The organism is Bacillus sp. C-3-6 (assembly GCF_054509685.1).
Genome location: NZ_CM137247.1, coordinates 3,464,567 through 3,487,412 on the forward strand (window position 1 = coordinate 3,464,567; position 22,846 = coordinate 3,487,412).

The window sequence follows — 22,846 nt, forward strand, 5'->3', positions numbered from 1 at the left end:
GATAAAGATCTACTTTTCCGTCTATATACTAACCTGCTTACTAACTATTTCCCTCGCTAAAAGAAAACTCATAATCACTTGCGCTGCTACTCTACTCGTCATATCCCTGAAATCAAGAGTTGGATCAATCTCTACTATATCCATCCCTTGAACGAGCGGTTCTTTACCAAGGAATTCAATCGCATCTAGTAAAGTCGTACTATCCATTCCACCTGGCCCAATTGCTGGACAACCTGGTGCAAACGCTTGGTCTAGTACATCCATATCAAGAGAAATATAAATAGAAGTCACACCTTGTTTTCTTAACACTTCAATACTTTCCGTGATAATATCTTTTATTTCTCGCTCTCGTACGTCTTTCATTGTATACACTGTTACGCCATGCTCTATTGCATATTCATGGTACGTACGTGCGTTAGAAAAATTACGAATTCCAATTTGAACAAGTTGTTTCCCTGTAATGACATCATTTTCTAGTAAACTACGGAATGGTGTACCATTTGACGGGCCTCCATCATCTAAATTACGTAAATCATGATGAGCATCAAATTGAATAATCCCGACCTTTCCTTTACTGTTTGCAAAGCCTGTTATACTCGGAAAACTAATCGAGTGGTCACCACCAAGAACGATTGGTATCATGTTCGGATTTACTTTCGTTACATGACCAACTGTTTTCGCAATTCGGTTATGACTTTCTTTTATATCCGTCACATGCATCGTAATATCGCCGCAATCATATAAGACACTTTCTTTCATATCGTGTTCTTCTGTAATTGCATATGTGCTGTATGCATCTAACATCGCACGAATTGTTTTTGGAGCAAAACTTGCTCCTGAATGACTAATAGATGGTTTAGAAAGGGGTGCTCCAATTAAAGCAGCACCGAATATTTCTACGCCTTCCTCCCAATCTTTAATCATCTCACTCCATTTTGTCACTTCACGATCAATAAACTTTGCATTTTTCTTTAAATAGTGGCCGTGCTCCACGATTGTTCACCTCTTGTATATGCAATATTACCATTCTTCCATACTGTATTCACATGACTTACGCCGTAATGATACGGTACGTAAGCATAATTGTAAGCATCCCATAAAACTAAATCTGCCTTACGACCAACTCTAATTTTCCCAGCTACATCACCACGGTTAATGGCATATGATGAGTTAACCGTTACAGCATTCCAAACTTCTTCTGGTGTCATTTTCAGTTTTAGCATCGCAATGCTCATAATAAGCTGAATATTTTCAGTTGGACAGCTACCTGGGTTAAAGTCTGTAGCTAACGCAACTGCAACACCTTCATCAATCATTTTACGACCGCGAGCAAAACTTTCTTTATTTAAATAGAAAGTTGTTCCTGGTAATAAAGTGGCTACTGTATTAGAGTTTGCAAGCATTTCAATTCCTTTATCAGAAGCGCCAACTAAATGGTCTGCTGATGCTGCACCGATTTCTGCCGCTGCTTCCGCACCACCAAGAGGGTCGATTTCATCTGCATGAATTTTCACATCAAAGCCAAGCTCTTTCGCTTTTAATAAAAACTCTTTTGACTCTTCGACAGAGAACACACCTGTTTCACAGAAAATATCAACGAATTCCGCTAATTGCTTCTCTTTCATTTCTGGTAGTAGTTCTAACATCCATTGTAAAAATTCTTTCGATCTACCTTTATATTCTTTCGGAACTGCATGAGCACCTAAAAATGTGGAAACTAAATCGATCGGATGCTCTTTTTGTAATTGTGCAGTTGCCTCTAATTGTTTCCATTCCGTCTCATCATCTAATCCGTAACCACTCTTCGCTTCTACAGTTGTAACTCCGAAAGATAACATACGGTCTAAATGGAATTTCGCTTTTTGAACAAGTTCTTCTTTCGATGCTTGTTTCGTTGCATTTACAGTCGAAAGAATGCCTCCGCCTTGTTCTAAAATTTCTAAGTACGGAACTCCTTGTAATTTTAGTGCGATTTCATTTTCACGAGATCCACCAAATACAAGATGAGTATGCGGGTCAACAAGACCAGGAGAAACCATTTTCCCGCCGCAATCAATAACTTCTTTCGCTTGTAATCCTTTCGCTTCTTCCGCTGTTCCAACGAAAGTAATTACATCGTTTTCAATTCCAACCGCACCGTTTTCGATAACAGGAAGCGTGTTCATCGCTTCCCGTCTTAACAAGCCATCTTCTTGATCCATTGTTAGTAATTGACCAATATTTATTAGTAAAGTGTCCAGCATGTTTTCTCCTCCTTATTTCATCATTGGAATGTTAACGCCTTTTTCTTTCGCAGTTTCCACAGCTAAGTCATATCCAGCATCCACGTGACGAACAACACCCATACCAGGGTCAGAAGTTAATACGCGCTCAATACGTTTTGCTGCTGCTTCTGTTCCATCTGCAACGATAACCATTCCAGCGTGAAGTGAATAACCCATACCAACGCCGCCACCGTGGTGAACAGATACCCAGCTTGCACCGTTTACACTGTTAATTAATGCATTTAAAATTGGCCAGTCTGCTACTGCATCACTACCATCTTTCATCGCTTCTGTTTCACGGTTTGGAGATGCTACTGATCCGCAATCTAAATGGTCACGACCAATTACGATTGGTGCTGATAATTCACCATTTGCCACCATTTCATTAATAATGCGACCAAATTTCGCGCGCTCACCGTAACCTAACCAACAAATACGTGATGGAAGACCTTGGAATTCAACTTGCTGACGAGCCATACGAATCCAGTTACATAAATGCTCATTATCAGCGAACTCGCGTAAAATTACTTCGTCTGTTTTATAAATATCTTCTGGATCACCAGAAAGTGCTACCCAGCGGAACGGTCCTTTTCCTTCACAGAATAATGGACGGATAAATGCTGGAACGAATCCTGGGAAATCGAAAGCATTTTTCAAACCTTCATCGAAAGCAACTTGGCGAATGTTATTTCCATAATCAAATGTAATTGCGCCTTTTTCTTGCATTGCAAGCATTGCTTCTACATGTTTTGTCATACTTTCTTTTGATAATTGTACGTAACGTTCTGGATCTTCTTCACGAAGTTTCGCTGCTTCTTCTAACGTATAACCTACTGGAATATAACCGTTTAATGGATCATGAGCTGAAGTTTGATCCGTAACTAAGTCAGGGATAATATTACGATTTACTAACTCAGGTAAAATTTCTGCTGCATTACCTAATAATCCAATTGAAATAGGCTCTTTCTTCTCTTTATACTCGTTTGCAATAGCCAATGCTTCTTCTAATGATTCTGTATACTTATCACAATATCTCTTTTCAATACGACGATCGATACTACGCTTATCTACATCAATCGCAATGACAACACCGCCATTCATCGTTACAGCAAGAGGTTGTGCACCACCCATACCACCTAAACCAGCAGTAAGTGTTAATGTACCTTTTAATGAACCATCGAAATGTTGACGAGCTGCTTCGCCAAATGTTTCATATGTTCCTTGTAAAATTCCTTGAGTTCCAATGTAAATCCAGCTACCTGCTGTCATTTGTCCGTACATCATAAGACCTTTTTTCTCTAGTTCACGGAAGTGATCCCAGTTCGCCCATTTTGGTACTAAGTTTGAGTTCGCTAACAGTACGCGAGGCGCATCTTCATGTGATTTGAAAATTGCAACTGGTTTTCCTGATTGAACAAGTAACGTTTCATCACTTTCCAACGTTTTTAATGAATCTACAATCGCCTGATAGCTTTCCCAGTTACGAGCTGCACGGCCAATTCCACCATATACAACTAATTCTTCTGGTTTTTCAGCAACTTCAGGATCTAAATTGTTCATTAACATTCGAAGTGCAGCCTCTTGAACCCACCCTTTCGTTTGTAACTCAGTACCTCTTGGCGCACGAATTGTTTGTTTTACTTTTTCCATTTCAATCTCTCCCTTTTCTCGTTTTATAGTGCTGCGTTTACATCCAATCTTTCTTCTATCGAATAATTCGTTTTTAACCAATGTGCAATATTTTCAATATCCGTTGAGAAGATGCGATCATTTGTAATAGATGGTACTTGCTGACGCCCTTGATGGTAGAAGCTCTTCGTCACTGTACTCATGTTTTCAATCCCGCGATATTCTGCCGCTTGCATCGCACAAATCATCTCAATTGAAAGAACACGTCTTGCATTTTGAATAATTTGATGTGCATGGCGTGAAGCAATTGTTCCCATACTTACGTGATCTTCTTGGTTAGCTGACGACGGGATTGAATCTACACTCGCTGGATGTGCTAATGTTTTATTTTCAGAAACAAGTGATGCTGCTGCATACTGCATAATCATCGCACCAGACTGTAGTCCTGGTTCTGGACTTAAAAATGGTGGTAAATCATTTAATTGCGGGTTTACTAAGCGCTCAATACGGCGCTCCGAAATATTTGCAAGTTCCGCCATTCCTACTTTTAAGAAGTCCATCGCAAACGCAATCGGTTGACCGTGGAAGTTACCACCTGAAATTACTTTTTCCCCGCCATCAAAGATTAGCGGATTATCTGTTGCGGCATTCATTTCAATTTCTAATTTTTCTTTCACATAATTCAAAACTTGCCAAGAAGCACCGTGTACTTGCGGGATACAACGAAGTGAATAGGCATCCTGTACACGTAGTTCTCCTTGTTTTGTTGTTAACTTACTATCATGAAGAATGTCACGAATTCTGCTTGCTACATCCACTTGCTCTTTATAACCACGTGCTTTATGAACATTTTCATCAAATGCATCAATAATGCCTTGTAACCCTTCAATTGTCATCGAAGCAATTAGTTCAGCTTGATACGCCGTTGCTTCTGCTTCTATATAAGAAAGAACTCCTTGCGCTGTCATCGCCTGCGTACCATTAATTAATGCAAGACCTTCTTTCGCTTCAAGTTCAATTGGCTCAAGCCCTTCTTCTGTAAGAGCAACCATTGCATGAACGCGTTTCCCCTTATAGAACACTTCACCTTCGCCTAATAATACGAGCGCAAGATGAGATAAAGGTGCCAAATCTCCACTCGCACCAAGTGAACCTTGTTGCGGAACGACTGGGTGAATCTTACGGTTTACAAACTCAAGAAGCATATTTACAACGAGCGGTCTAACACCAGATACTCCTTTAAGCATCGTGTTCGCTCGTAAAATTAACATACCGCGTGATACTTCTTCTGGGAATGGATCGCCTATCCCACATGCATGTGACTGAATTAAATTATGCTGAAGTGCCTTCACATCATCTTTTTGGATAAGCACATCACTAAATTTTCCAAATCCAGTTGTAATACCGTAAACGACTTTTCCGTCTTCTACGATTTTCTCAACTACTTCGCGGCATTCTGCTACCTTTTGCATACTAGTTGGACAAGCTGTTACACCTTCTCCTTCAAGTAATAACCTCTTCATTTCTTCAACTGTCAATGTATGTCCTGTTAACGTAATCATCATTTTTCCTCCTTAAAAAAGCAAAAGGGGACCTTATCTTTTTAAGACAGACTTCTGTCCTAAAAAAGTAAGGCCCCCTTCTAACTAATAGACTATGGGCAAATCATATGTGATTAATTCCTAAACCAATCGCCTCATGCTCAGATCCTTTTACAGGTGCACCAATCGTTCCATAAAGCGCAACAGCAACCCATTCGCCTTCTTTTTTTCCGTCGTATGGTGTACCGCGCACAATCGCAAACCGAAGTCCTACTGTACGAAGAACGTCTGCTAACTGAATTTGACCTCTCGTCACTCCGTACAAAGCTTCCATAATTGCATGATAAAGTGCATGTGTTTCTCTGTAAACGTCTGTTTCAATAACCTGGTTGCTCTTAGCCGCTGTTTCCATTGCTGCGACAACCTTTTGCGAATTCATCGAACCCACTTTCCCCGTACAATACTTCCAACCTTTTGGAATGGATAATACAGGACTTTCATTTTCATCCGCAAGTGCCAACAGCATGGCCATACGACCAATTCGATGTGTTCCTTGAAGAAGCATGTGACTCTCTCATTTCTTTTGAATTATTTGAATATTACTTAATTTAAGAATATATGAAAACGGTTAAATCGTCAATAGTTTAAACTCACATTCAAACATTTTTTTCATCCCCTCCATTTGTGTACACAAATTATTTACACAATTTTTCCAAGCATGCTATAGTCTCACTAACAGATGCAAAGGGGCGAGATTTCAATGACGAAGCGAAAAGATATTCATTTTCGAATTGAAGAAAAATTACTTGCAAGGTTTGAAGCTGCACTCCATTACGAAGGTTTAAAGAAAACGGATGTATTAACACATGCGATCCAACAATTTTGTACGAAAGTGGAATATGAAAAAATGAATGATGTAAAAAGGCAATATAGCGTCAGTAACAATTTACAAACACGTATCGATACGCATAAACATTACGAAGAAAAACAAGTGAATTTAGATGAAATCGTTATTGAACATTTACAACTTCAAGGGGAAGAAAGCATATTAGAGGTTGGGTGCGCTAGCGGAAAATTCCTTTCCCTTTTACAAACAAATGGTCATAAAGGCCTATTAACCGGGTTGGATCAATCCGAAGCTATGCTTGCTGAAGCTGCTAAGACGAATAACTTAATAGAATGGAAACGAGGGGATGCTAGTAAACTCCCTTTCAAAACAAATTATTATGACCTAATAATCGCAAGACATATGTTATATCACATGAAAGATGTTGAAAAAACAATTCAAGGATTCCATAAAGTAATTCGTCCCGGCGGCTCACTTTTAGCTACAACAAATTCTAGCGTTACACTACCTCGTATAGTTGAAATGTGTAACCGCATGTTAGACGCATTTGATTTACCGAAAACAACATCATCAGTCACTCCATTTTGTTTAGAAAACGGTAAAGAGATATTACAATCCGTTTTTCCAACTGTTGAAGAAACAGTTATTCATAATGCGCTCGTTTTTCATCATGCTACTCCAATAGTAAACTATATTTCTAGCATGTTTCCATCGCTAAATATACCTGATAATACATATCTTCACGCGGAAATGAAGGAATGGCTAAAAGAAGAAGTAGAAAATGAATTATCACTTCATAACAGTATATGGCGCGATCCGAAAACGTTAGCAATTTATCGATGTCAAAAAGAAAAAAGCTAGCATTTGCTAGCTTTTACACGTTTTCTCGTAAAAGTTTTTCCATTACTACATTGCCTTTACCACCATAAAAATTGGTATTATGTTCGTCTGCCACTCCAAAATAAGAGGCAATTGCTATTCCGAATGGTACAAATGCATGCCCTTGTGCTGTAATGATATTTGAGTGTTGCACAACTTCTTTATACACGAAATTTTCTATTGGAAAACAATCGAACTTTTGATAATCTATAGTCGCAGTATAAGAAATTCCCTTAAATAAGCCCGCTTTTGCTAGCGCATACGGTCCAGCGCAAATTGCCGCCACTAATTTTTCTTGTTCATGAAATTGACGAATGATTGAAAAAAGAGATTTTGCATCTTCCAACTGTACTTCTTCTCCACCTGGAATAAGTATCCCCTCATACTCATCTACACGTACTTTACTTACTTCTATATGTGGCTGCACTTGCAACCCAGTTTCACTTATAATCAATTCTTTTGTTAAGCCCGCTGTTATGATTTCATACTTCGTTTTCAGCAATGCCGTTGCTACTGTTATTTCAAACTCTGCAAATGTTGGGTATACAAATAAAAGTATTTTTTTCATAGCCCTCTCTCCTTTAACCAGTACATAAAATATACCTCTAGATCGTCCACTGTTAATCTATTCGTATCCAAATAAGTTACAGGAAATTGTTTATACCAATCTTTTTCCGTTTCTACTAATTTAAATTGCTCCTCAAATGTACTTCGTTTTCTTGTCCTATCGTTATTTTTTCTATCATATACATTCTTTTTCGTCACATCTAAATAAAAAATGGCATCTGAACGACATTCTCTTAATTTATATAATTCACCTTTCAATTCAGCTTCTATATCCCACTCTTCCCCTATAATCGTTGGATAAAAGAGTGTAAAAAACTCAATGTCTTCTGGTCCGCGATCAAAAATTACGACTGAACCTTTCACATTTTGAAACTCCTTAATTTTTGCTTCGATAAACATTTTTTGATTTATGATAAACCCTTCTTTTGAATTCATATCCAAATTTAATTGCTTTCGCTTTTCTACAATTGGATAAGGATTTTCATATATAACCGAAAGCCCACATCTCTCTAACCTTTTAGCCAATGTTGTTTTTCCGCTAGCCATCGGCCCTTGCAGTGAAATTACGTATACCATACCTCTCATTCCCTTACACTTTAGTACACCTATAATATACAGAATTTTTAAAACCCTCAACATTATATATATCATCTTGTTTCTTATTCCTATCTAACTTATAATAAAAAATAGAGATTATGACGGACGCATCAATAATGTAAGCTTGGAAATCCAAGCTTACATTATTTTTTGCTTTCCCTTTTCGAATAAAAAGAGTATACTAGATTAGAACGTATGTTCTTAATGATTACATACAGTAAGGAGATAGAACAATGGTATACGACACAAAAGCAATTTCTTGGAATGAGTCTTTAAAACAACTTCAACGCCGCTATACAAACAAACAAGTTGACCGAAAAGAATTTGAGGATATTGAACTGATGGAATTCTTCCGCGATAACGACTACATTTCTTTACCTACACATATAAGCGGCCTATCAAAAACACGTTTTACTTCTTACTCTATTTTCACAACTGAAGATAAAGATCGTAAAGTTGGCACACTTATTATTGAGTATGTTGAAGACGATAATAATAATTTATGTGTTGAACAACTATACTTCGTTTAAACTATAACGCTTGGTCAAAATGACCAAGCGTTCTTGCTTTCTATGAATCTCACTGTATATAATATGAATAAAAGAAAACCGCTATCATTAAGGGGGGATATGCTTGCTCGAAGGATGGTTCAGTTGGTTCATTGTATTATGGACGGTTATTTTATTAGGGCTTATGTCTACCGGTGGATACTTTATGTTCAGAAAATTTTTAAAACGATTACCAAAAGAAGACGGCATGTCCATTTTGGATTGGGAAGAACACTACATAAATAAAACGAGACATTTATGGGCTGACGAACAAAAACAATTGTTAGAAGAGCTTGTAAGTCCTGTTCCAGAACTATTTCGCGATGTTGCAAAATCAAAGATCGCTGGAAAAATCGGGGAACTTGCATTACAAGAAAATGCCTCTCGAATTACACAAGACTTAATTATTAAAGGATATATCATTGCCACACCAAAGCGTGATCACAAATTTTTAATTAAAAAACTACAAGAAAAAAAGATTGATTATTCTAACTATCAATCTTTACTCGCAAAGTAACTCCATATTATTTTCGATAAAAAAGACAGCGCCTTTAACGCTGTCTTTTTATTTAGTACATATACAGTTTTTAAGTTAGCTTCATATCTTTTTCATTATAAAAACCATCTTCTTTTTCCATTTCCTTCTGTAATTTCGTAAAGGAACGATACATTGCAATTCTCCATGACACAATCATCGCAAACGCAAGTAAGAAGAACATGCCACTAAGTTGCCCTAAATCAAGAGATTGGCTTAAGTATGTTTTAAATACAATCCGCACGACAAGTAATCCAATTAATATAAAAACAAAGGCTTTTGAACGCTTCAAATAAATCTCTTGTCCTCTAATTTCAAATTTAGATGTTTTAATAAGAAAAATAGAGAAAATCAAACCGACACCAATCGCTTCTAACATTTCTGCTGGAGTTAATCGAAATTCAGGAAAAACATACATCAATGCGCCCGTACTCATAAAAAATGGCGGAAGTATAATTTTTTTCAATGTTGCAGGTTTCTTAGCTGCTTTTAAACGAATAAACATCGCACCGACAGCCATACAAACAGCAACGATACTGGATAAAACAACTATGTTCATATTTTCTCATCCTTTTTTGTGGCTATATGCAAAATATACTTTCATTATATGCTTTTCCGTTAGTATTTCCAACATTTTCGCAGAATAATACTAAAAACCGGTAAAACCACCAAATAAACTTGAGAAATATACGATAATTTTCGTCATCCAGTTAAAGTATAGGAAGACACCCATAACAATCATAATGTATCCTCCGACTTTCATGAAGGCCATACTATTTCTTTTAATCCAAGACATTTTCGTAATAAAAAATGACAGTACGAAAAACGGGATAGCAAATCCAAGTATGTAAGCAATCATGTAAATCATTGCTGATTCTGGGTTTGTTGCTGCTAATCCAATTACGGACACTAGAATTGGTCCGGTACATGGCGTCCACCCTGCTGCAAAGGCTAATCCAATTAGTACTGATCCAAAATAGCCACTTGGACGATTTTTAAATGTAAATTTACGGTCTTGCATTAAAAATTTCGGCTTAAACACCCCGACAATAATTAAACCGAACACGATGATAAAGATACCACCTAACTGTCTGATTAAATCTTTATAGTCAGTAAAGATTCCTCCAATAAAACTTGTACCAAATCCAATTGCAATAAATATAATTGAAAATCCAAGTAAGAAAAACGCTGTATGTATCATACTTCTTTTGCGAAGCATTGCATTTTCTTCTTTCAATTCAGAAACCGACATACCTGTTATGTACGATAAAAATGCCGGATAAAGCGGTAAGCAACATGGGGAAATAAATGATAAGAACCCGGCGCCAAACGCTAAAAAAATACTAATATCTTGCATCATTCCACTCCTCTCCCTAAATATTGTAACAAAAACACATAAAAATACTATGAACAATTCGTGAAATCACTTTTACAACGTGGCAATAAGAAAAAACATATTTCCTCACAGTTTCTAATAAAACGTTTTCATTTCCTTCTATTATATAGAAAAAACTCAAATGCATTATGAAACTCCTTTAATTGTTATTAACATAACAAAGGTAACATAGTTTCTCAAATAATTAGCACGCTACTAGTACGCCTATTTACATATTTGTTTAAAAAATATTTTTTTCAAATGCTGTCTCTATACAATGCAAAGTTGATTTTATAATACTTCTACTATTAATAATTTCAAGATTATGCATAAATATCATACTTTTATTATTATTCTATAAAATGTCATACTTTTCTTTCATTTGACCCTTTATTTCTAATTTTGTATACTTCCCTCTAGTTATATATTTTCGATACGGAACAACTTCATATAGATGGGAGGAATTTTTCATGCTTCGTTATTCTCTTTTAGTTTTATTAGGAGCGTGTAGTTATGGAATTTTAGCTATTTTTGTTAAGCTTGCATATGCAGAAGGATTTTCACTTGGAGAGGTAATTGGCAGCCAATATTTGTTCGGTTGGATTATTTTGCTTGCTATTACACTTCTATTTTCTAGACATCGCGTTCCTTTAAAGCAAGCATTACTTTTATTCGTTGCAGGAACATCTGCAAGTTTTACCGGAATTTTTTATTATGCCTCATTAAAAACTGTACCAGCTTCTATTGCAATTATTCTTTTATTCCAATTCGTTTGGGTCGGAATTATCATTGAAGCAGTCGCAACAAAAACATTACCTTCAAGAGAAAAAGTTATTTCTGTTATTTTCTTACTTGTAGGGACATTTTTATCAAGTGGTTTACTAGAACAATCAGCAGGTGCTTTCGATACGACTGGAATCATTTTAGGTTTATTATCTGCTGTTACATTCGCAACATACATTTTCGTGAGCGGAAAAGTTGCTGTTGAAGTACCTTCATTACCGCGCGGTGTTCTCTTAATGACTGGTGCTTTAACTTTAGTCATGATTGTATTCCCACCAACATTTATTTTTAATGGTGCCATTTCTCAAGGTCTTTGGAAATACGGTTTAGGATTAGGAACATTTAGTATCGTCATTCCATCTATTGCCTTTACAATCGGGATTCCAAAAATCGGTTCTGGCTTAGCGACTATTCTTGGTGCAGCGGAACTACCAGTTACAACAATTATGTCCGTATTCGTTTTAAAAGAGGCTGTACTATCTTCACAATGGTTCGGTGTATCACTTATATTAATTGGGATTGCAATCCCGCAAATTGCATACGCAATGCGTGGACGTTATCGTAAACATCCTACGCATAAAAAAGTCGCAGCATAAAGTGAAACTTTAATTAGTTGAACCAATCGGGCTTTTATGGGATAAACGAGAGAGGATTTTCATTTGAGAATCCTCTCTTTTATTGTTGTATACTTATGATAACTATTTTGCTGAAGAAAGAAGGCATACTACATGGTATCTATTTCAAATCAACTAAAAGAAAAACTTATTTCCATCCGTCGACATTTACATGAGTATCCAGAACTATCATATGAAGAGTTCGAAACAACAAAAGCAATAAAAAATTGGTTAGAAGAAAAAAATATTACTATCATTGATTCCAATTTAGAAACAGGAATTATCGCTGAAGTGTCTGGTAATAAAAACGGACCAATTGTAGCAGTTCGTGCTGATATTGATGCCCTTCCTATTCAAGAAGAAACACATTTGTCCTATGCATCTAAAGTACGAGGGAAAATGCATGCTTGTGGACACGATTTTCATACAGCTGCTATTTTAGGTACTGCTTTCTTATTAAAAGAAAGAGAATCTTCCCTAAATGGAACGGTTCGCTTCATATTCCAACCAGCTGAAGAAAGTAGTAATGGCGCTTGCAAAGTTATTGATGCTGGACATTTACGTAATGTGCAAGCGATTTTCGGCATGCATAATAAACCTGATTTACCAGTAGGTACAATTGGCATTAAAGATGGTCCACTGATGGCTGGAGTTGATCGATTTGAAATTGAAATTCACGGAGTTGGTACACACGCGGCTGTACCAGATGCTGGCGTAGATCCTATTGTCGCATCCTCTCAAATTGTGATGGCACTGCAAACAATTGTAAGCCGAAATATAAGTTCATCTCATAATGCGGTTGTTAGTGTTACAAATATTCATGCAGGAAATACGTGGAACGTGATTCCTGAAAAAGCTACGTTAGAAGGAACGATTCGCACGTTCCAAGCTGAAACACGTGAAAAGATTCCAGCACTCATGGAGCGTATTATTAAAGGTGTATCTGATGCATTAGGTGTAAAAACGAAATTCCGTTTTTATTCAGGTCCTCCTGCTGTTCACAACGATAAAGCTCTTACAGACTTATCTACTCAAGTTGCCACAAAGATGAATCTTAATATCATCTCGCCTAGTCCGTCAATGGCTGGAGAAGATTTCTCATTTTACCAACAGGAAATACCAGGTTCATTCGTCTTTATGGGAACGAGCGGTACACATGAATGGCATCATCCTGCTTTTACAATTAATGAAGAGGCACTGCCTATAAGTGCAGAATACTTTGCTTTACTAGCCGAAAGTGCACTTAAACAATTCTCATAAAAAAAGCCGTTCAAAGTGCATCTCAGCACCCTGAACGGCTTTTCTTATTAAGTTAAATCACGTTTTAAAAACACAGTATATGAAATACATAAAAATACGAACAAATAAAGTAGCAACATACATGATGCAAACGGGAATGTTACTCCATCAATAAAACTTCCATTCTTTGAAATACTATATAAATCTGTGTTTGCTGGCAATAAATATTTCGCCCAGTTATATCTAGTGGCTGCTAATAACGCAATATTGCCTGATAAAGCAAGGAATAGTGAAATACCAATTGCACCTCCACTAGATCTCGTTAACACAGAAATCATAAATGCAAATGATGCGTACACAACCGTTGGTAACCACGATAAAACATAATATTTACTTGCTTCTACAAAAATGTTTTGTTTTATTATATTTCCATCTTGGAAAATAAACTCACTCCATGCAGGCTGTTGGAATTTATAAATAACAAGTCCATATAAAGCAGAGAAGAACATATTAAATATAAATAATAAAGCTGCAAATATAACGATTGCTAAAAATTTTGCTGTTAAAATTTTAAAGCGACTCGCTGGTCGTATCGTTAAAAATTTATATGTTCCCCAGCTATATTCATTCGCAAAAATTGTACTTGCATACACGAGGATAAATGGGAGCAAAATTGGAAATACGATAAAACCTGTATCTCTCATGAAAGAAAGTGGAGAACTGCTTGCCGGTGCTGTATCTGTATCTAAATGCTTCATCTTAAGCTGGTATTCTTTTACAAGATCATCCCCTGATTTTTCTGCTAAAATAGCTTCTTTTTTCATGCCAAGCTTTTTCTCAATTTCTACAGTACGTTCTGTATAATCTACTTTCCATCCTTTTGTTTCCGGTTCAAAATACTTTACCGTAACCCACCCTAATCCGATTATTAATACTGCAATAACCGCAAATGGAATAATCGTTCGCTTCCGCTTAAATATTTTATACAGTTCGTTATATACTAAATTAAACAATATCTTTTCCCCCTGTTAATTCTAAAAATTGCTCTTCTAACGTTTTTCTTTCTTCATATACACGATACACTTGAATATTTTTCTCAAGCAATGTACGAATAACATTTGGGATTTCTTCATCTTTTACGTTAATAATTAATTCATTATCCTTTACTATAACATCATGCCCTAACATTTCCGCTGCTTTATTCGCATCATCTACACGTATACGGATCGTCTCCATCTCTTCACTTTGACTATGCTGAATATTTTGCGTAGCCACATATTCCCCGTGCTGAATAATGATAACTCTGTCACACATTAATTCAACTTCTGAAAGTAAGTGACTCGATACAAGTACAGCTTTCCCTTGTTCGTGTGCAATTTTTTTTATGTACATTCTCATTTCATGTATTCCACTAGGGTCTAATCCATTCGTCGGTTCATCTAGTACCAACACATCCGGATCGTGAATAAGCGCCTGAGCGATTCCTAAACGTTGTCTCATGCCGAGTGAATATGCCTTTACTTTACGATTAATTACTTGTCCCATTCCTAACAATTTCACTACTTCATCGATACGCTCTTCGGTCACATTACCATTCATTCGTCCGAAATATGTTAAATTTTCATACCCGCTCAAAAAAGGATAAAATTCGGGTGTCTCAATTACCGCCCCAATTTTCGCAGCGGTTTTTTCAAATTGCTGTTTCACAGATTGACCATCAATCCATACTTCACCTTCTGTCATACGGATCATACCAACCATCATTCTCATTAAAGTCGTTTTTCCAGCACCGTTTGGTCCGAGTAAACCGACAACCTCGCCTTTTTTCACTTCAAAACTAATATTTTGTACAAGTGTCTTTGAGCCGATTCGCTTCGTTAACCGATCGACTTTTACAATTGATTGTTCATTTGTCATTCTATACAACCTTTCCTTCCCATTCTTTGTCAGGTCTTTTCACTGTAACATGATTATTTTTACGTGTAAAATAGAAAAAAGCATGATTTCTCATGCCCTTTCTTTAAACCGCAACGAATTTTCATCTTTTAAACTTCGAACAAATCGATAACATTGCATCATCGATATTAAAACGACAGTCATCATAATTACACTAATAATTACAACTGCATATATTGTAATTGGCGCACTATTTACTCCTTGTATCCCTGCGATTTTCATAAAGATAACCGTAAATAATTTTAAAAATAACATCCCATTAACTAATCCAAAAACAAACGCTGCTCCATAAATGAATAATTGCTCCTGACATAATAAACATAGTACTTCTTTTCTTTTTATATTTTCTGCTACATAAGATGTAAACTCCTCTCTCCTCACTAGCAAAAGGGAGTACATCATTTTATATGTAGTAAAAATACATATGAAAATTAGTACAATAAACAGTGTGTAAAAATACATTTGAAATACAAATGCATCCCCTACTTTCAAAATAGCTCCTTCATTAAATTGTAACGATATCATAAAAAACAAAATCATAGTACTCATAGCAATCCACATAAATTGCTTCATCCTTTTGGTAGCAAATGTTCTAATATTTTTTCTCGCTAACCGACATAAAGACATAAAATTCTTCCCCTACCTTATTACATACGCATTCTATACTACTAGTGTATAAAAATATGACATTTTAAACATCGCACTACAATCGGAATTTCTTCTAAGTCTTTAGTCCTAGAAAACGAAATGATAAAAAATCACATTTAGAATATAATTGTAAAAAGGAGGAGATTGCATGCGTATAAAATTACTATCAATCTTGTGTTTATTATTACTCACAAGTTGTAGCCAAATAAAAAACAATGAAGTTGCCATTGTTGAGCCATACAAATTAACAAAAGAGCAAGCTTCTATTTTACAAATGACTCCTTTTCAAGAAGGAAATAGCATATTTTATAACGTTACTCTTAAAAATGATAAAGATGAAATAAATGCTACAATTGATTATTATAACAATGGTAAAAAAACAAAAGAAATTGCTAATATAGCTACCTCACATTTTTCAAAAAAGAAAGTAAAGCTTTCTTTTTTACCGCCACATTTCCAATTCGATAAAGATATACAAGAAAAAAGGCAGTGGTATCTGAATATTGAAGGTGGTTCAACACTTGTTCCTGAAGAAGCGCCACCAAGCGTAAATAGCTCTGCAACTACTACAATCCAATCTATAAAAAATTTAAAATACAATCAAAAAACAACCTTAGCTGCTGTAATCCAAAGCAGTAAAAAAACTGTAAGCATTCCTACCATTGATGAAGAAACAGGTATTGATCTACTCTTAAAAGAAAATGAACACGTTTATCTATTTAGTATCGAGCTAAAAAAAGAACAATAAAGCGGAAATGCAACTTAAGTTGCATTTCCGCTTTATTGTTTAATAAGGTGTACTTTTATGGATTTGAATTAAATCCATATTCTGTTACTACTATTGCTCATCTTCTACTTCTATTCTTTTCTTCTCTCTTGCAATTTTTAAAAACTCTAGCAGCTCTGGATTACTATTCATTTTTTTGTAAGCCACTGACATTTCTGCAACAAAATTAGAATCATATAACTCTTTATATACAACTTCTGTTTTATATAACTTATTTGCCGACACGGGTATTACTGTAATTCCAATCCCTGCTGCTACAAGCCCCATAACTGTTTGATACTCTGTTGCTTCTTGTACAATACGCGGACTAAATCCAACTTCTCTGCAAAGAGATAAAATTGTATCATACAAAGCTGGCCATACTGGTCTCGTAATAAATACAAACGGCTCATCTCGTAAATCTTCTATATGTATTTCATCTTTCTCTGCAAGTGGATGTGCCTTTGGTAAACATAAGGTGCATGATAACCTTTGAATTGGCTCTAATTCTAATAATTGTGTTGGAATTGGTGGACGTAAAAAGCCAATATCGATACGGTTATCATGAAGTGCATGAACTTGATCTGGTGTTGACAATTCATGTAATGCAACAGACACTCTCGGAAATTTTTTTCTATATTCCCTAACAATTGATGGTAAAATATCATATATCGCCGCACCTACAAAACCAATTGAAAGTGATCCTACTTCTCCCCTTTGCGCACTTTGTGCAACTTCTACTGCTTTTTCAATTTGTTCAAACGCCTTTTTTACTTCTTTTAAAAACATTTCTCCTGCTTCTGTTAGTTCAACCTTTCTTTTCGTTCTTGAAAATAATGTAACTCCCATTTCTTTTTCTAATTGCTGTATTTGTTGACTAAGTGGTGGTTGTGTCATTTGTAAACGAGCAGCCGCCCGTCCAAAGTGTAACTCTTCTGCCACAACAACAAAATATTGCAAATGCCGTAATTCCATTTTTGGACACCCTTTTCACTTTCGATTAATATGTCTAATATATTAATAACATATAATTTATATATTAGACAAATATTTTGAATGAACGTATAGTAGAAATTGTTAATTCTTTTTTACAATTTTTATGTAAAAAAAGAAAGAGGTGGTTACTGTATGAAATGGTGGAAGTTAAGCGGACAAATTTTATTACTATTTTGTTTCGCTTGGACAGGTGAATGGATTGCAAAACAGGCACACCTCCCAGTTCCAGGAAGTATAATCGGTATTTTTTTATTATTAATTTCATTAAAATTTAACCTAGTTAAAAAAGAATGGATACAGGACGGAGCAGATTTTTTATTAAAAGAACTTATTTTATTTTTCATCCCTTCTGCAGTCGCTGTCATACGTTACAGAGATACACTAACACAATATGGAATCGATCTCATTTTAATTATTATGATTAGCACTCTTTGCGTTACCTTAGTTACAGGACTTTTAACAGAATTGCTACTAAAGCGGAAAGGATCAACGCAATGATCGGATTTCTTTGTTTACTATTAACACTATTCACATATTGGCTATCAAAAAAAATGTATCAACGATGGAATTGGAGTCTACTTTCTCCTCTTCTCGTCTGTCCCATTATTTTAATTGCTTTATTGCTCGGATTAGATACACCTTATGAAACATATGAATCTGGTGGTCACTGGTTAACTGAATTATTAAAACCCGCAACAGTTGCTTTTGCATGGCCAATCTATAAATACTTTGATTTATTAAAGAAACATGGAATGGCTATCTTACTTAATGTCATTGTCGGTTCGTTTTTATCAGTCATTACTTCAGCACTACTAGCAAATTATTTTCAAATTGATTCATCACTAGAACATAGTTTAGCGCCACATATCGTAACAACACCAATCGCAATGGCTATTTCAGAAATGATTGGTGGTATGTCACAATTAACTGCTGTATTTGTCGTTTTAACTGCCTTAACAGGAGCATTGCTCGGTCCTTCTCTCATACGTATTTGCCGTATTAAAACAGCAATCGCAAAAGGTATTATGTTAGGAACGAGCGCAAATGGAACCGGTACATCAAAAGCATTCGAAATCGGTCCTGTGGAAGGAACAATTGCAAGTTTATCCATGCTTTTAACAGCAGGCGCTAGTTTAGTTATCGTTCCGCTTTTCTTGTCTTGGATACATTAAAGAAGCAAGTATTTACATACTTGCTTCTTTATTTATATATTGGTACAGCAATTCATAATCCTCTGGAAAAGCTAAACACAATTGTTCAACTTCATGTATCCCTTTCCAAGCAATTTCATGTATTAACTCATCAGGATCTTGTATTTTCATATTACCGCCTATTTGTTTAACAAAATAATAATGGACATACACTGGAACACCGTATGTAATACCCTCTTTTTCATATATTTTATTTACAACTTCCACATTGTAACCTGTTTCTTCCCAAACTTCCCTGATACAACATTCTTCTAGTGTCTCTCCCTTTTCAAGTCCTCCACTTGGGACAGACCACCTTTTTTCTTCTCCCTCTTTTCCCTGCAGTACCATTAAAACTTCATTTTTTTCATTTACACATACCGCTGCACTACCTATCCATCTCTCCATAAACATCCCTCCCCTACTAAAATTCGCCTTCTTTATTATTTTCCCCTTGAAAAAAAGAGGAAAATAATAAAACAATGACGAAAAGTTACATCAACTTCATAGACAATCCCTTCTTAGAAGTTAAAAATGGAAGGATGAAAATATGATTTCTAATTATGTTGTGGAATGTGTCTTTTGTGAAGAAAATCGAAAACCTCGCCAAGCTATTGTCACAGTTCCCGCCACTACTCAGCTACTAGCCCTTGAAAAAGTGCGCGCGGAATGCAAACGTCGCTTCGGAAAAACTGTATTATTGCAAACAGAAATTAAAGAAGAAATAATTTTCGAACAAAAAGAAAGCTGACCATAAATTGGGCAGCTTTCATATCCGATCATATTTTCACATGAAGATTAGGGGCATCCTCTTTAAGGATCGGGATTTTCCCATTATGTACGTTCCATAATGGTCATCGAACAATATATTTCTATGCAATTAACTATTGAATAGAATAGGGCAAAACTTGTTCGCATTTTTAGAAAAGGGATAGGGATATAATTCAAGTAGTACTTCGAATACTCGAACTTTACACTCATAATATTAAAACAAATCCTTTTATATGGGAAATATGAATTACCTATATAATTCATTCGTAAAATATATTAATAGTTTGCTATATTAATTTTATCCCGCTATTTGTAAGCAGTAACCCCCTACTGATTATAATTTCACTTTATTCCATCAATAGCATACACCCAGCTAAAACCGGTGTCATAATCATCGAAAACCTCAAAAGCGTTCGCGGTGCATAATTTGTAAACTTCGCGCCAATGTATGCCCCTAACATGGTCCCAATCAATACTTGCAATAACAATATATAATCTAAATATCCTTCCGAACTATATCCTATCCCGCCTCCAATTGCAATCGGTAATATAACAAGCATTGTTGTCCCTACAGATTGCTGAATCGTAAGTCCCAATAGAACCATTAATCCAAGTTGAATAAACGGTGCAGAACCAATCCCAAATGAACCAGCCATCATTCCAGTAACTAATCCAAGGCATACACATTTCAACAAGTAGTTCACGGAAAACTCTTTATGTTTATATAAAGACGACTTTTCTTTGTTTTGGAACATAATTAATTTAATAAACATAAAAATTGCCGATAAAAATAACATCCCAGCTGTAAACCAATGAAGAAGATGTGCTGGTATAAGTGAACCAAATTTAGAACCAATATAAGAGCCAATTGCGCCAAATCCCCCAACAATCCCGCCTATAATAAGTGCAACATTGCCTTCACGGTAATGACTTACAACACCTGATAATGTCGTAAATGCCATTGCAGTTAAAGATGTTGCAAGAGCAACATGAATAGGAATTTGGAATACTAAAGTGAGTATCGCGATAATAAACCCAGCTCCTCCCGCTCCAACAAATCCTAATAAAATACCCATTACTAACATTGTTATAATTATTGCCACAGACTTTCCCTCCAGTAACACAATTATCCATCATATTTATGCTTACATACAAATAAAAAGCATCCTAGATGGATGCTTTTTATTTCAATGATATGTACTTAATCTTGATTAATCAAAATAACTGCTGGACCAGCGACCACCACTCCAGCTACTTCTATCTTTTCAAATTCCTTTACTGTAATAGAGATAACTCCTTCTCTTTCCATCAATTCTTTACTCAGGACATCAGTCGGGATTGCTTTCACCGTCTTACCTCCTTTTCATTTATACAATACGATAAAGTGAAACTTTAATGAGTGGGGTTTTTGTCCGTACTTATTAATTATTACCCCTCACCAATCGGACTAATAATCACCCAATGCATCTATATATATGCATCACCTCCGCTTTCATTCCTTATTCCACTCAAAAACCTTCTCTCCCTTCCGTGACATATTGAAAAATAAAAAAGAAGCTATAACATATAGCTTCCCTCTACGTTTCTTTAATCTTTATGCACCGTATATTCCATGACTTTACCATCTCTATCAAATTGTAAAACAAGCTGTTCGCTATCTATTGGAATAAAGCCACGTTCAGTCCCAAGATAATACAAAGTGGTAACTCCTTCTTCTCCACTTCTCGTTTCCGTTGGAGATCCTAAAAATTGGATAATTTCTTCATTTGATTTCCCTATTAATTTATATTTTTGTAATAGATCATCTACCATATGTACACGCTTATCTGCATGATTTAACCATCTATTTTGATTAAACTTTGATGTATATTCATTTACACTTAGTTGTACAGTGCATACTATTAATGGTATGAATACTACAAAAATGCTCCTTACACTTAAGGGCATATGGATCATATCGATGACGAATATAAATACAATGTACATTACTATATACAAACAAAAATAGACATACAAAATGCCACGTAACATAGCGCTCAGAAAGATCTCCCCTTTTAACTCACTATATAATTCATCCTGCTAATCATTTCTCGAATCTGTTCTAATTCTTGCACTGTATATACTATTTTCCCTGCTAAGATTTCATTTCTGAAGAACGTTACAATTTGCTCCCGATCTTTTAATCTAGGTGTCTCCTCACTTGAAAGATCTATTATTTCTTTTCCATTTTCATTATAAAAATATACAACTGGTTTTACCTTTTCTTTTATACTATTAGCCTGCATTTCTTTCAAACAATTGTATAAAATTTGAGATAGTTTCTTCGCCTTATATACTGGGTTCCCTTCATTTTTCACTTGTATAGTTGACGAATCTTTACCTACTATATATTCAAATGTCTCTTCTTTTTCAACTTCTTGTTGATACTTACCCATTTCATCAATCATAAATGAATATATACCAGCATTTTCTTTCGTTAAACCATGAATTAATTTCTCTTCCCATTCTTTCGTCTCAAGTAGATAAATACCAGTTTTGCACAAGATGAGATGATGGATTCGATTATCGTTTATTTCACTATTATTTTTAATAAAAACATTCGGCATGATTTCAATTTCAGCATCTAATATGATGCCTTGCTCTATGAATCCTCGCTTCATATAATGTAATGTTTCGTACGTATTCATTTCAGCGCCGTTTTTAGTATATTCTCGTAAATTTGCAATTAATTTTTGAAACATATGTATTTCGTTATTATGTTTATTTTGTATTTCACTACGTTCTTTACTATGTTGTATAGCTAATTGATTTTTCATCATACGCATATTTTCAATTTCTCTATTTGCACTTACTTGTAAATCATTGTATTTTTTCTGTTCCATATTTTTTAAATTATTTTGTTGTTCTTTATGCTCTATCACCGTAGCTGCAATTTCATTTTCATACGTTTCAATTGCTTGTTTCTTTTCAAATTCTACTTGCTGACTCTCTGATTCTAACTGTTTATTTTTATAAAACAGCACAAATACTACAGCTAATAATATTAAAACCGCACCTATTAGCACATAATTCATATTTTTACCCCTTTATTTCATTTTCTA

General features: G+C 35.4%; 28 protein-coding genes. 9 read left to right on the top strand and 19 right to left on the bottom strand.

Annotated features, from left to right (window positions below):
* Nucleotides 1-21: 21 nt before the first annotated feature.
* The 5 genes from hutG to hutP form a co-directional block, all read right to left on the bottom strand.
* Nucleotides 22-993, bottom strand: coding sequence for a formimidoylglutamase (gene hutG, locus ACW0JX_RS17690; protein WP_016512447.1), 972 nt, complete (start codon nt 991-993; stop codon nt 22-24).
* Nucleotides 972-2,243, bottom strand: coding sequence for an imidazolonepropionase (hutI, locus tag ACW0JX_RS17695; protein ID WP_053563815.1), 1,272 nt, complete (start codon nt 2,241-2,243; stop codon nt 972-974). The genes hutG and hutI overlap by 22 nt, the downstream gene beginning before the upstream one ends.
* A gap of 12 nt (nt 2,244-2,255) precedes the next feature.
* A complete protein-coding gene (hutU, locus tag ACW0JX_RS17700; protein WP_071731651.1) occupies nt 2,256-3,914 on the bottom strand; it encodes a urocanate hydratase in 1,659 nt (552 codons plus the stop codon).
* A 23-nt stretch (nt 3,915-3,937) separates the two neighbouring features.
* Nucleotides 3,938-5,455, bottom strand: a complete 1,518-nt coding sequence (gene hutH, locus ACW0JX_RS17705) for a histidine ammonia-lyase (RefSeq protein WP_095690367.1) — start codon at nt 5,453-5,455, stop codon at nt 3,938-3,940.
* Nucleotides 5,456-5,558: 103 nt separating this feature from the next.
* Nucleotides 5,559-5,999: a hut operon transcriptional regulator HutP gene (gene hutP, locus ACW0JX_RS17710; RefSeq protein ID WP_000926516.1), complete on the bottom strand. Its 441-nt coding sequence runs from the start codon at nt 5,997-5,999 to the stop codon at nt 5,559-5,561.
* 195 nt (nt 6,000-6,194) lie between these two features.
* On the opposite strand from hutP, the gene ACW0JX_RS17715 reads away from it, so the two are divergent.
* Nucleotides 6,195-7,142, top strand: a complete 948-nt coding sequence (locus ACW0JX_RS17715; RefSeq protein WP_141240997.1) for a class I SAM-dependent methyltransferase — start codon at nt 6,195-6,197, stop codon at nt 7,140-7,142.
* A gap of 13 nt (nt 7,143-7,155) precedes the next feature.
* Here ACW0JX_RS17715 and ACW0JX_RS17720 read toward each other — a convergent pair whose 3' ends face one another.
* Nucleotides 7,156-7,728 carry a DJ-1/PfpI family protein gene (locus ACW0JX_RS17720; protein ID WP_071714697.1) on the bottom strand — a complete coding sequence of 191 codons (573 nt, stop codon included), beginning with the start codon at nt 7,726-7,728 and terminating at the stop codon, nt 7,156-7,158.
* Nucleotides 7,725-8,312, bottom strand: a complete 588-nt coding sequence (locus tag ACW0JX_RS17725; protein ID WP_072941421.1) for an AAA family ATPase — start codon at nt 8,310-8,312, stop codon at nt 7,725-7,727. Before ACW0JX_RS17725 ends, ACW0JX_RS17720 begins: the two co-directional genes overlap by 4 nt.
* Nucleotides 8,313-8,557: 245 nt before the next feature.
* On the opposite strand from ACW0JX_RS17725, the gene ACW0JX_RS17730 reads away from it, so the two are divergent.
* Entirely contained in the window at nt 8,558-8,854 is a 297-nt protein-coding gene (locus ACW0JX_RS17730; protein WP_000262400.1) for a hypothetical protein, read from the top strand.
* A 103-nt stretch (nt 8,855-8,957) separates the two neighbouring features.
* A complete protein-coding gene (locus ACW0JX_RS17735) occupies nt 8,958-9,389 on the top strand; it encodes a DUF2621 domain-containing protein (protein WP_459244976.1) in 432 nt (143 codons plus the stop codon).
* A gap of 70 nt (nt 9,390-9,459) precedes the next feature.
* On the opposite strand, the gene ACW0JX_RS17740 is transcribed toward ACW0JX_RS17735, so the two are convergent.
* The 3 genes from ACW0JX_RS17740 to ACW0JX_RS17750 form a co-directional block, all read right to left on the bottom strand.
* Complete coding sequence (locus tag ACW0JX_RS17740; protein ID WP_001028640.1) at nt 9,460-9,966, bottom strand: CcdC family protein; 507 nt, start codon at nt 9,964-9,966, stop codon at nt 9,460-9,462.
* A gap of 90 nt (nt 9,967-10,056) precedes the next feature.
* Nucleotides 10,057-10,764: a cytochrome c-type biogenesis protein CcdA gene (gene ccdA, locus ACW0JX_RS17745; RefSeq protein WP_001152676.1), complete on the bottom strand. Its 708-nt coding sequence runs from the start codon at nt 10,762-10,764 to the stop codon at nt 10,057-10,059.
* Nucleotides 10,765-10,780: 16 nt separating this feature from the next.
* Nucleotides 10,781-10,930, bottom strand: a complete 150-nt coding sequence (locus tag ACW0JX_RS17750; protein WP_002152557.1) for a hypothetical protein — start codon at nt 10,928-10,930, stop codon at nt 10,781-10,783.
* Between the two features lie 322 nt (nt 10,931-11,252).
* Here ACW0JX_RS17750 and ACW0JX_RS17755 point away from each other — a divergent pair, with 322 nt between their 5' ends.
* Complete coding sequence (locus tag ACW0JX_RS17755; protein WP_000947044.1) at nt 11,253-12,161, top strand: EamA family transporter; 909 nt, start codon at nt 11,253-11,255, stop codon at nt 12,159-12,161.
* Nucleotides 12,162-12,293: 132 nt separating this feature from the next.
* Entirely contained in the window at nt 12,294-13,439 is a 1,146-nt protein-coding gene (locus ACW0JX_RS17760; RefSeq protein ID WP_459244977.1) for a M20 peptidase aminoacylase family protein, read from the top strand.
* 47 nt (nt 13,440-13,486) lie between these two features.
* Here ACW0JX_RS17760 and ACW0JX_RS17765 read toward each other — a convergent pair whose 3' ends face one another.
* From ACW0JX_RS17765 to ACW0JX_RS17775, 3 genes are all read right to left on the bottom strand, one after another.
* Entirely contained in the window at nt 13,487-14,431 is a 945-nt protein-coding gene (locus tag ACW0JX_RS17765; RefSeq protein WP_459244978.1) for an ABC transporter permease, read from the bottom strand.
* A complete protein-coding gene (locus ACW0JX_RS17770) occupies nt 14,424-15,335 on the bottom strand; it encodes an ABC transporter ATP-binding protein (RefSeq protein WP_141240996.1) in 912 nt (303 codons plus the stop codon). The genes ACW0JX_RS17765 and ACW0JX_RS17770 overlap by 8 nt, the downstream gene beginning before the upstream one ends.
* A 90-nt stretch (nt 15,336-15,425) precedes the next feature.
* Nucleotides 15,426-16,001 (bottom strand): ABC transporter permease, encoded by a 576-nt coding sequence (locus ACW0JX_RS17775; protein ID WP_065229209.1) that lies wholly within the window; start codon nt 15,999-16,001, stop codon nt 15,426-15,428.
* 169 nt (nt 16,002-16,170) lie between these two features.
* Between ACW0JX_RS17775 and ACW0JX_RS17780 the strand changes: the two genes are divergently transcribed.
* Nucleotides 16,171-16,770 (top strand): histidine kinase, encoded by a 600-nt coding sequence (locus ACW0JX_RS17780; RefSeq protein ID WP_089171618.1) that lies wholly within the window; start codon nt 16,171-16,173, stop codon nt 16,768-16,770.
* Nucleotides 16,771-16,860: 90 nt separating this feature from the next.
* Here the strand turns inward: ACW0JX_RS17780 and alsR are convergent, their stop codons facing one another.
* Complete coding sequence (gene alsR, locus ACW0JX_RS17785) at nt 16,861-17,763, bottom strand: acetoin biosynthesis transcriptional regulator AlsR (RefSeq protein WP_000423235.1); 903 nt, start codon at nt 17,761-17,763, stop codon at nt 16,861-16,863.
* Between the two features lie 153 nt (nt 17,764-17,916).
* Here alsR and ACW0JX_RS17790 point away from each other — a divergent pair, with 153 nt between their 5' ends.
* A complete protein-coding gene (locus tag ACW0JX_RS17790; RefSeq protein ID WP_000872365.1) occupies nt 17,917-18,282 on the top strand; it encodes a CidA/LrgA family holin-like protein in 366 nt (121 codons plus the stop codon).
* Complete coding sequence (locus ACW0JX_RS17795) at nt 18,279-18,956, top strand: LrgB family protein (RefSeq protein ID WP_000578965.1); 678 nt, start codon at nt 18,279-18,281, stop codon at nt 18,954-18,956. The genes ACW0JX_RS17790 and ACW0JX_RS17795 overlap by 4 nt, the downstream gene beginning before the upstream one ends.
* A gap of 12 nt (nt 18,957-18,968) precedes the next feature.
* Here ACW0JX_RS17795 and ACW0JX_RS17800 read toward each other — a convergent pair whose 3' ends face one another.
* Nucleotides 18,969-19,382 (bottom strand): NUDIX hydrolase, encoded by a 414-nt coding sequence (locus ACW0JX_RS17800; RefSeq protein WP_053563807.1) that lies wholly within the window; start codon nt 19,380-19,382, stop codon nt 18,969-18,971.
* A gap of 142 nt (nt 19,383-19,524) precedes the next feature.
* Here ACW0JX_RS17800 and ACW0JX_RS17805 point away from each other — a divergent pair, with 142 nt between their 5' ends.
* A complete protein-coding gene (locus ACW0JX_RS17805; protein ID WP_000625226.1) occupies nt 19,525-19,725 on the top strand; it encodes a DUF3903 domain-containing protein in 201 nt (66 codons plus the stop codon).
* A gap of 367 nt (nt 19,726-20,092) precedes the next feature.
* On the opposite strand, the gene ACW0JX_RS17810 is transcribed toward ACW0JX_RS17805, so the two are convergent.
* From ACW0JX_RS17810 to ACW0JX_RS17825, 4 genes are all read right to left on the bottom strand, one after another.
* Nucleotides 20,093-20,848: a sulfite exporter TauE/SafE family protein gene (locus ACW0JX_RS17810; protein ID WP_000974667.1), complete on the bottom strand. Its 756-nt coding sequence runs from the start codon at nt 20,846-20,848 to the stop codon at nt 20,093-20,095.
* Nucleotides 20,849-20,946: 98 nt separating this feature from the next.
* A complete protein-coding gene (locus ACW0JX_RS17815) occupies nt 20,947-21,093 on the bottom strand; it encodes a BC1881 family protein (protein ID WP_000644411.1) in 147 nt (48 codons plus the stop codon).
* Nucleotides 21,094-21,332: 239 nt separating this feature from the next.
* Nucleotides 21,333-21,776, bottom strand: a complete 444-nt coding sequence (locus tag ACW0JX_RS17820; RefSeq protein ID WP_459244979.1) for a hypothetical protein — start codon at nt 21,774-21,776, stop codon at nt 21,333-21,335.
* Nucleotides 21,777-21,799: 23 nt separating this feature from the next.
* Nucleotides 21,800-22,819 carry an NERD domain-containing protein gene (locus tag ACW0JX_RS17825; protein ID WP_029443063.1) on the bottom strand — a complete coding sequence of 340 codons (1,020 nt, stop codon included), beginning with the start codon at nt 22,817-22,819 and terminating at the stop codon, nt 21,800-21,802.
* Nucleotides 22,820-22,846: the final 27 nt, after the last annotated feature.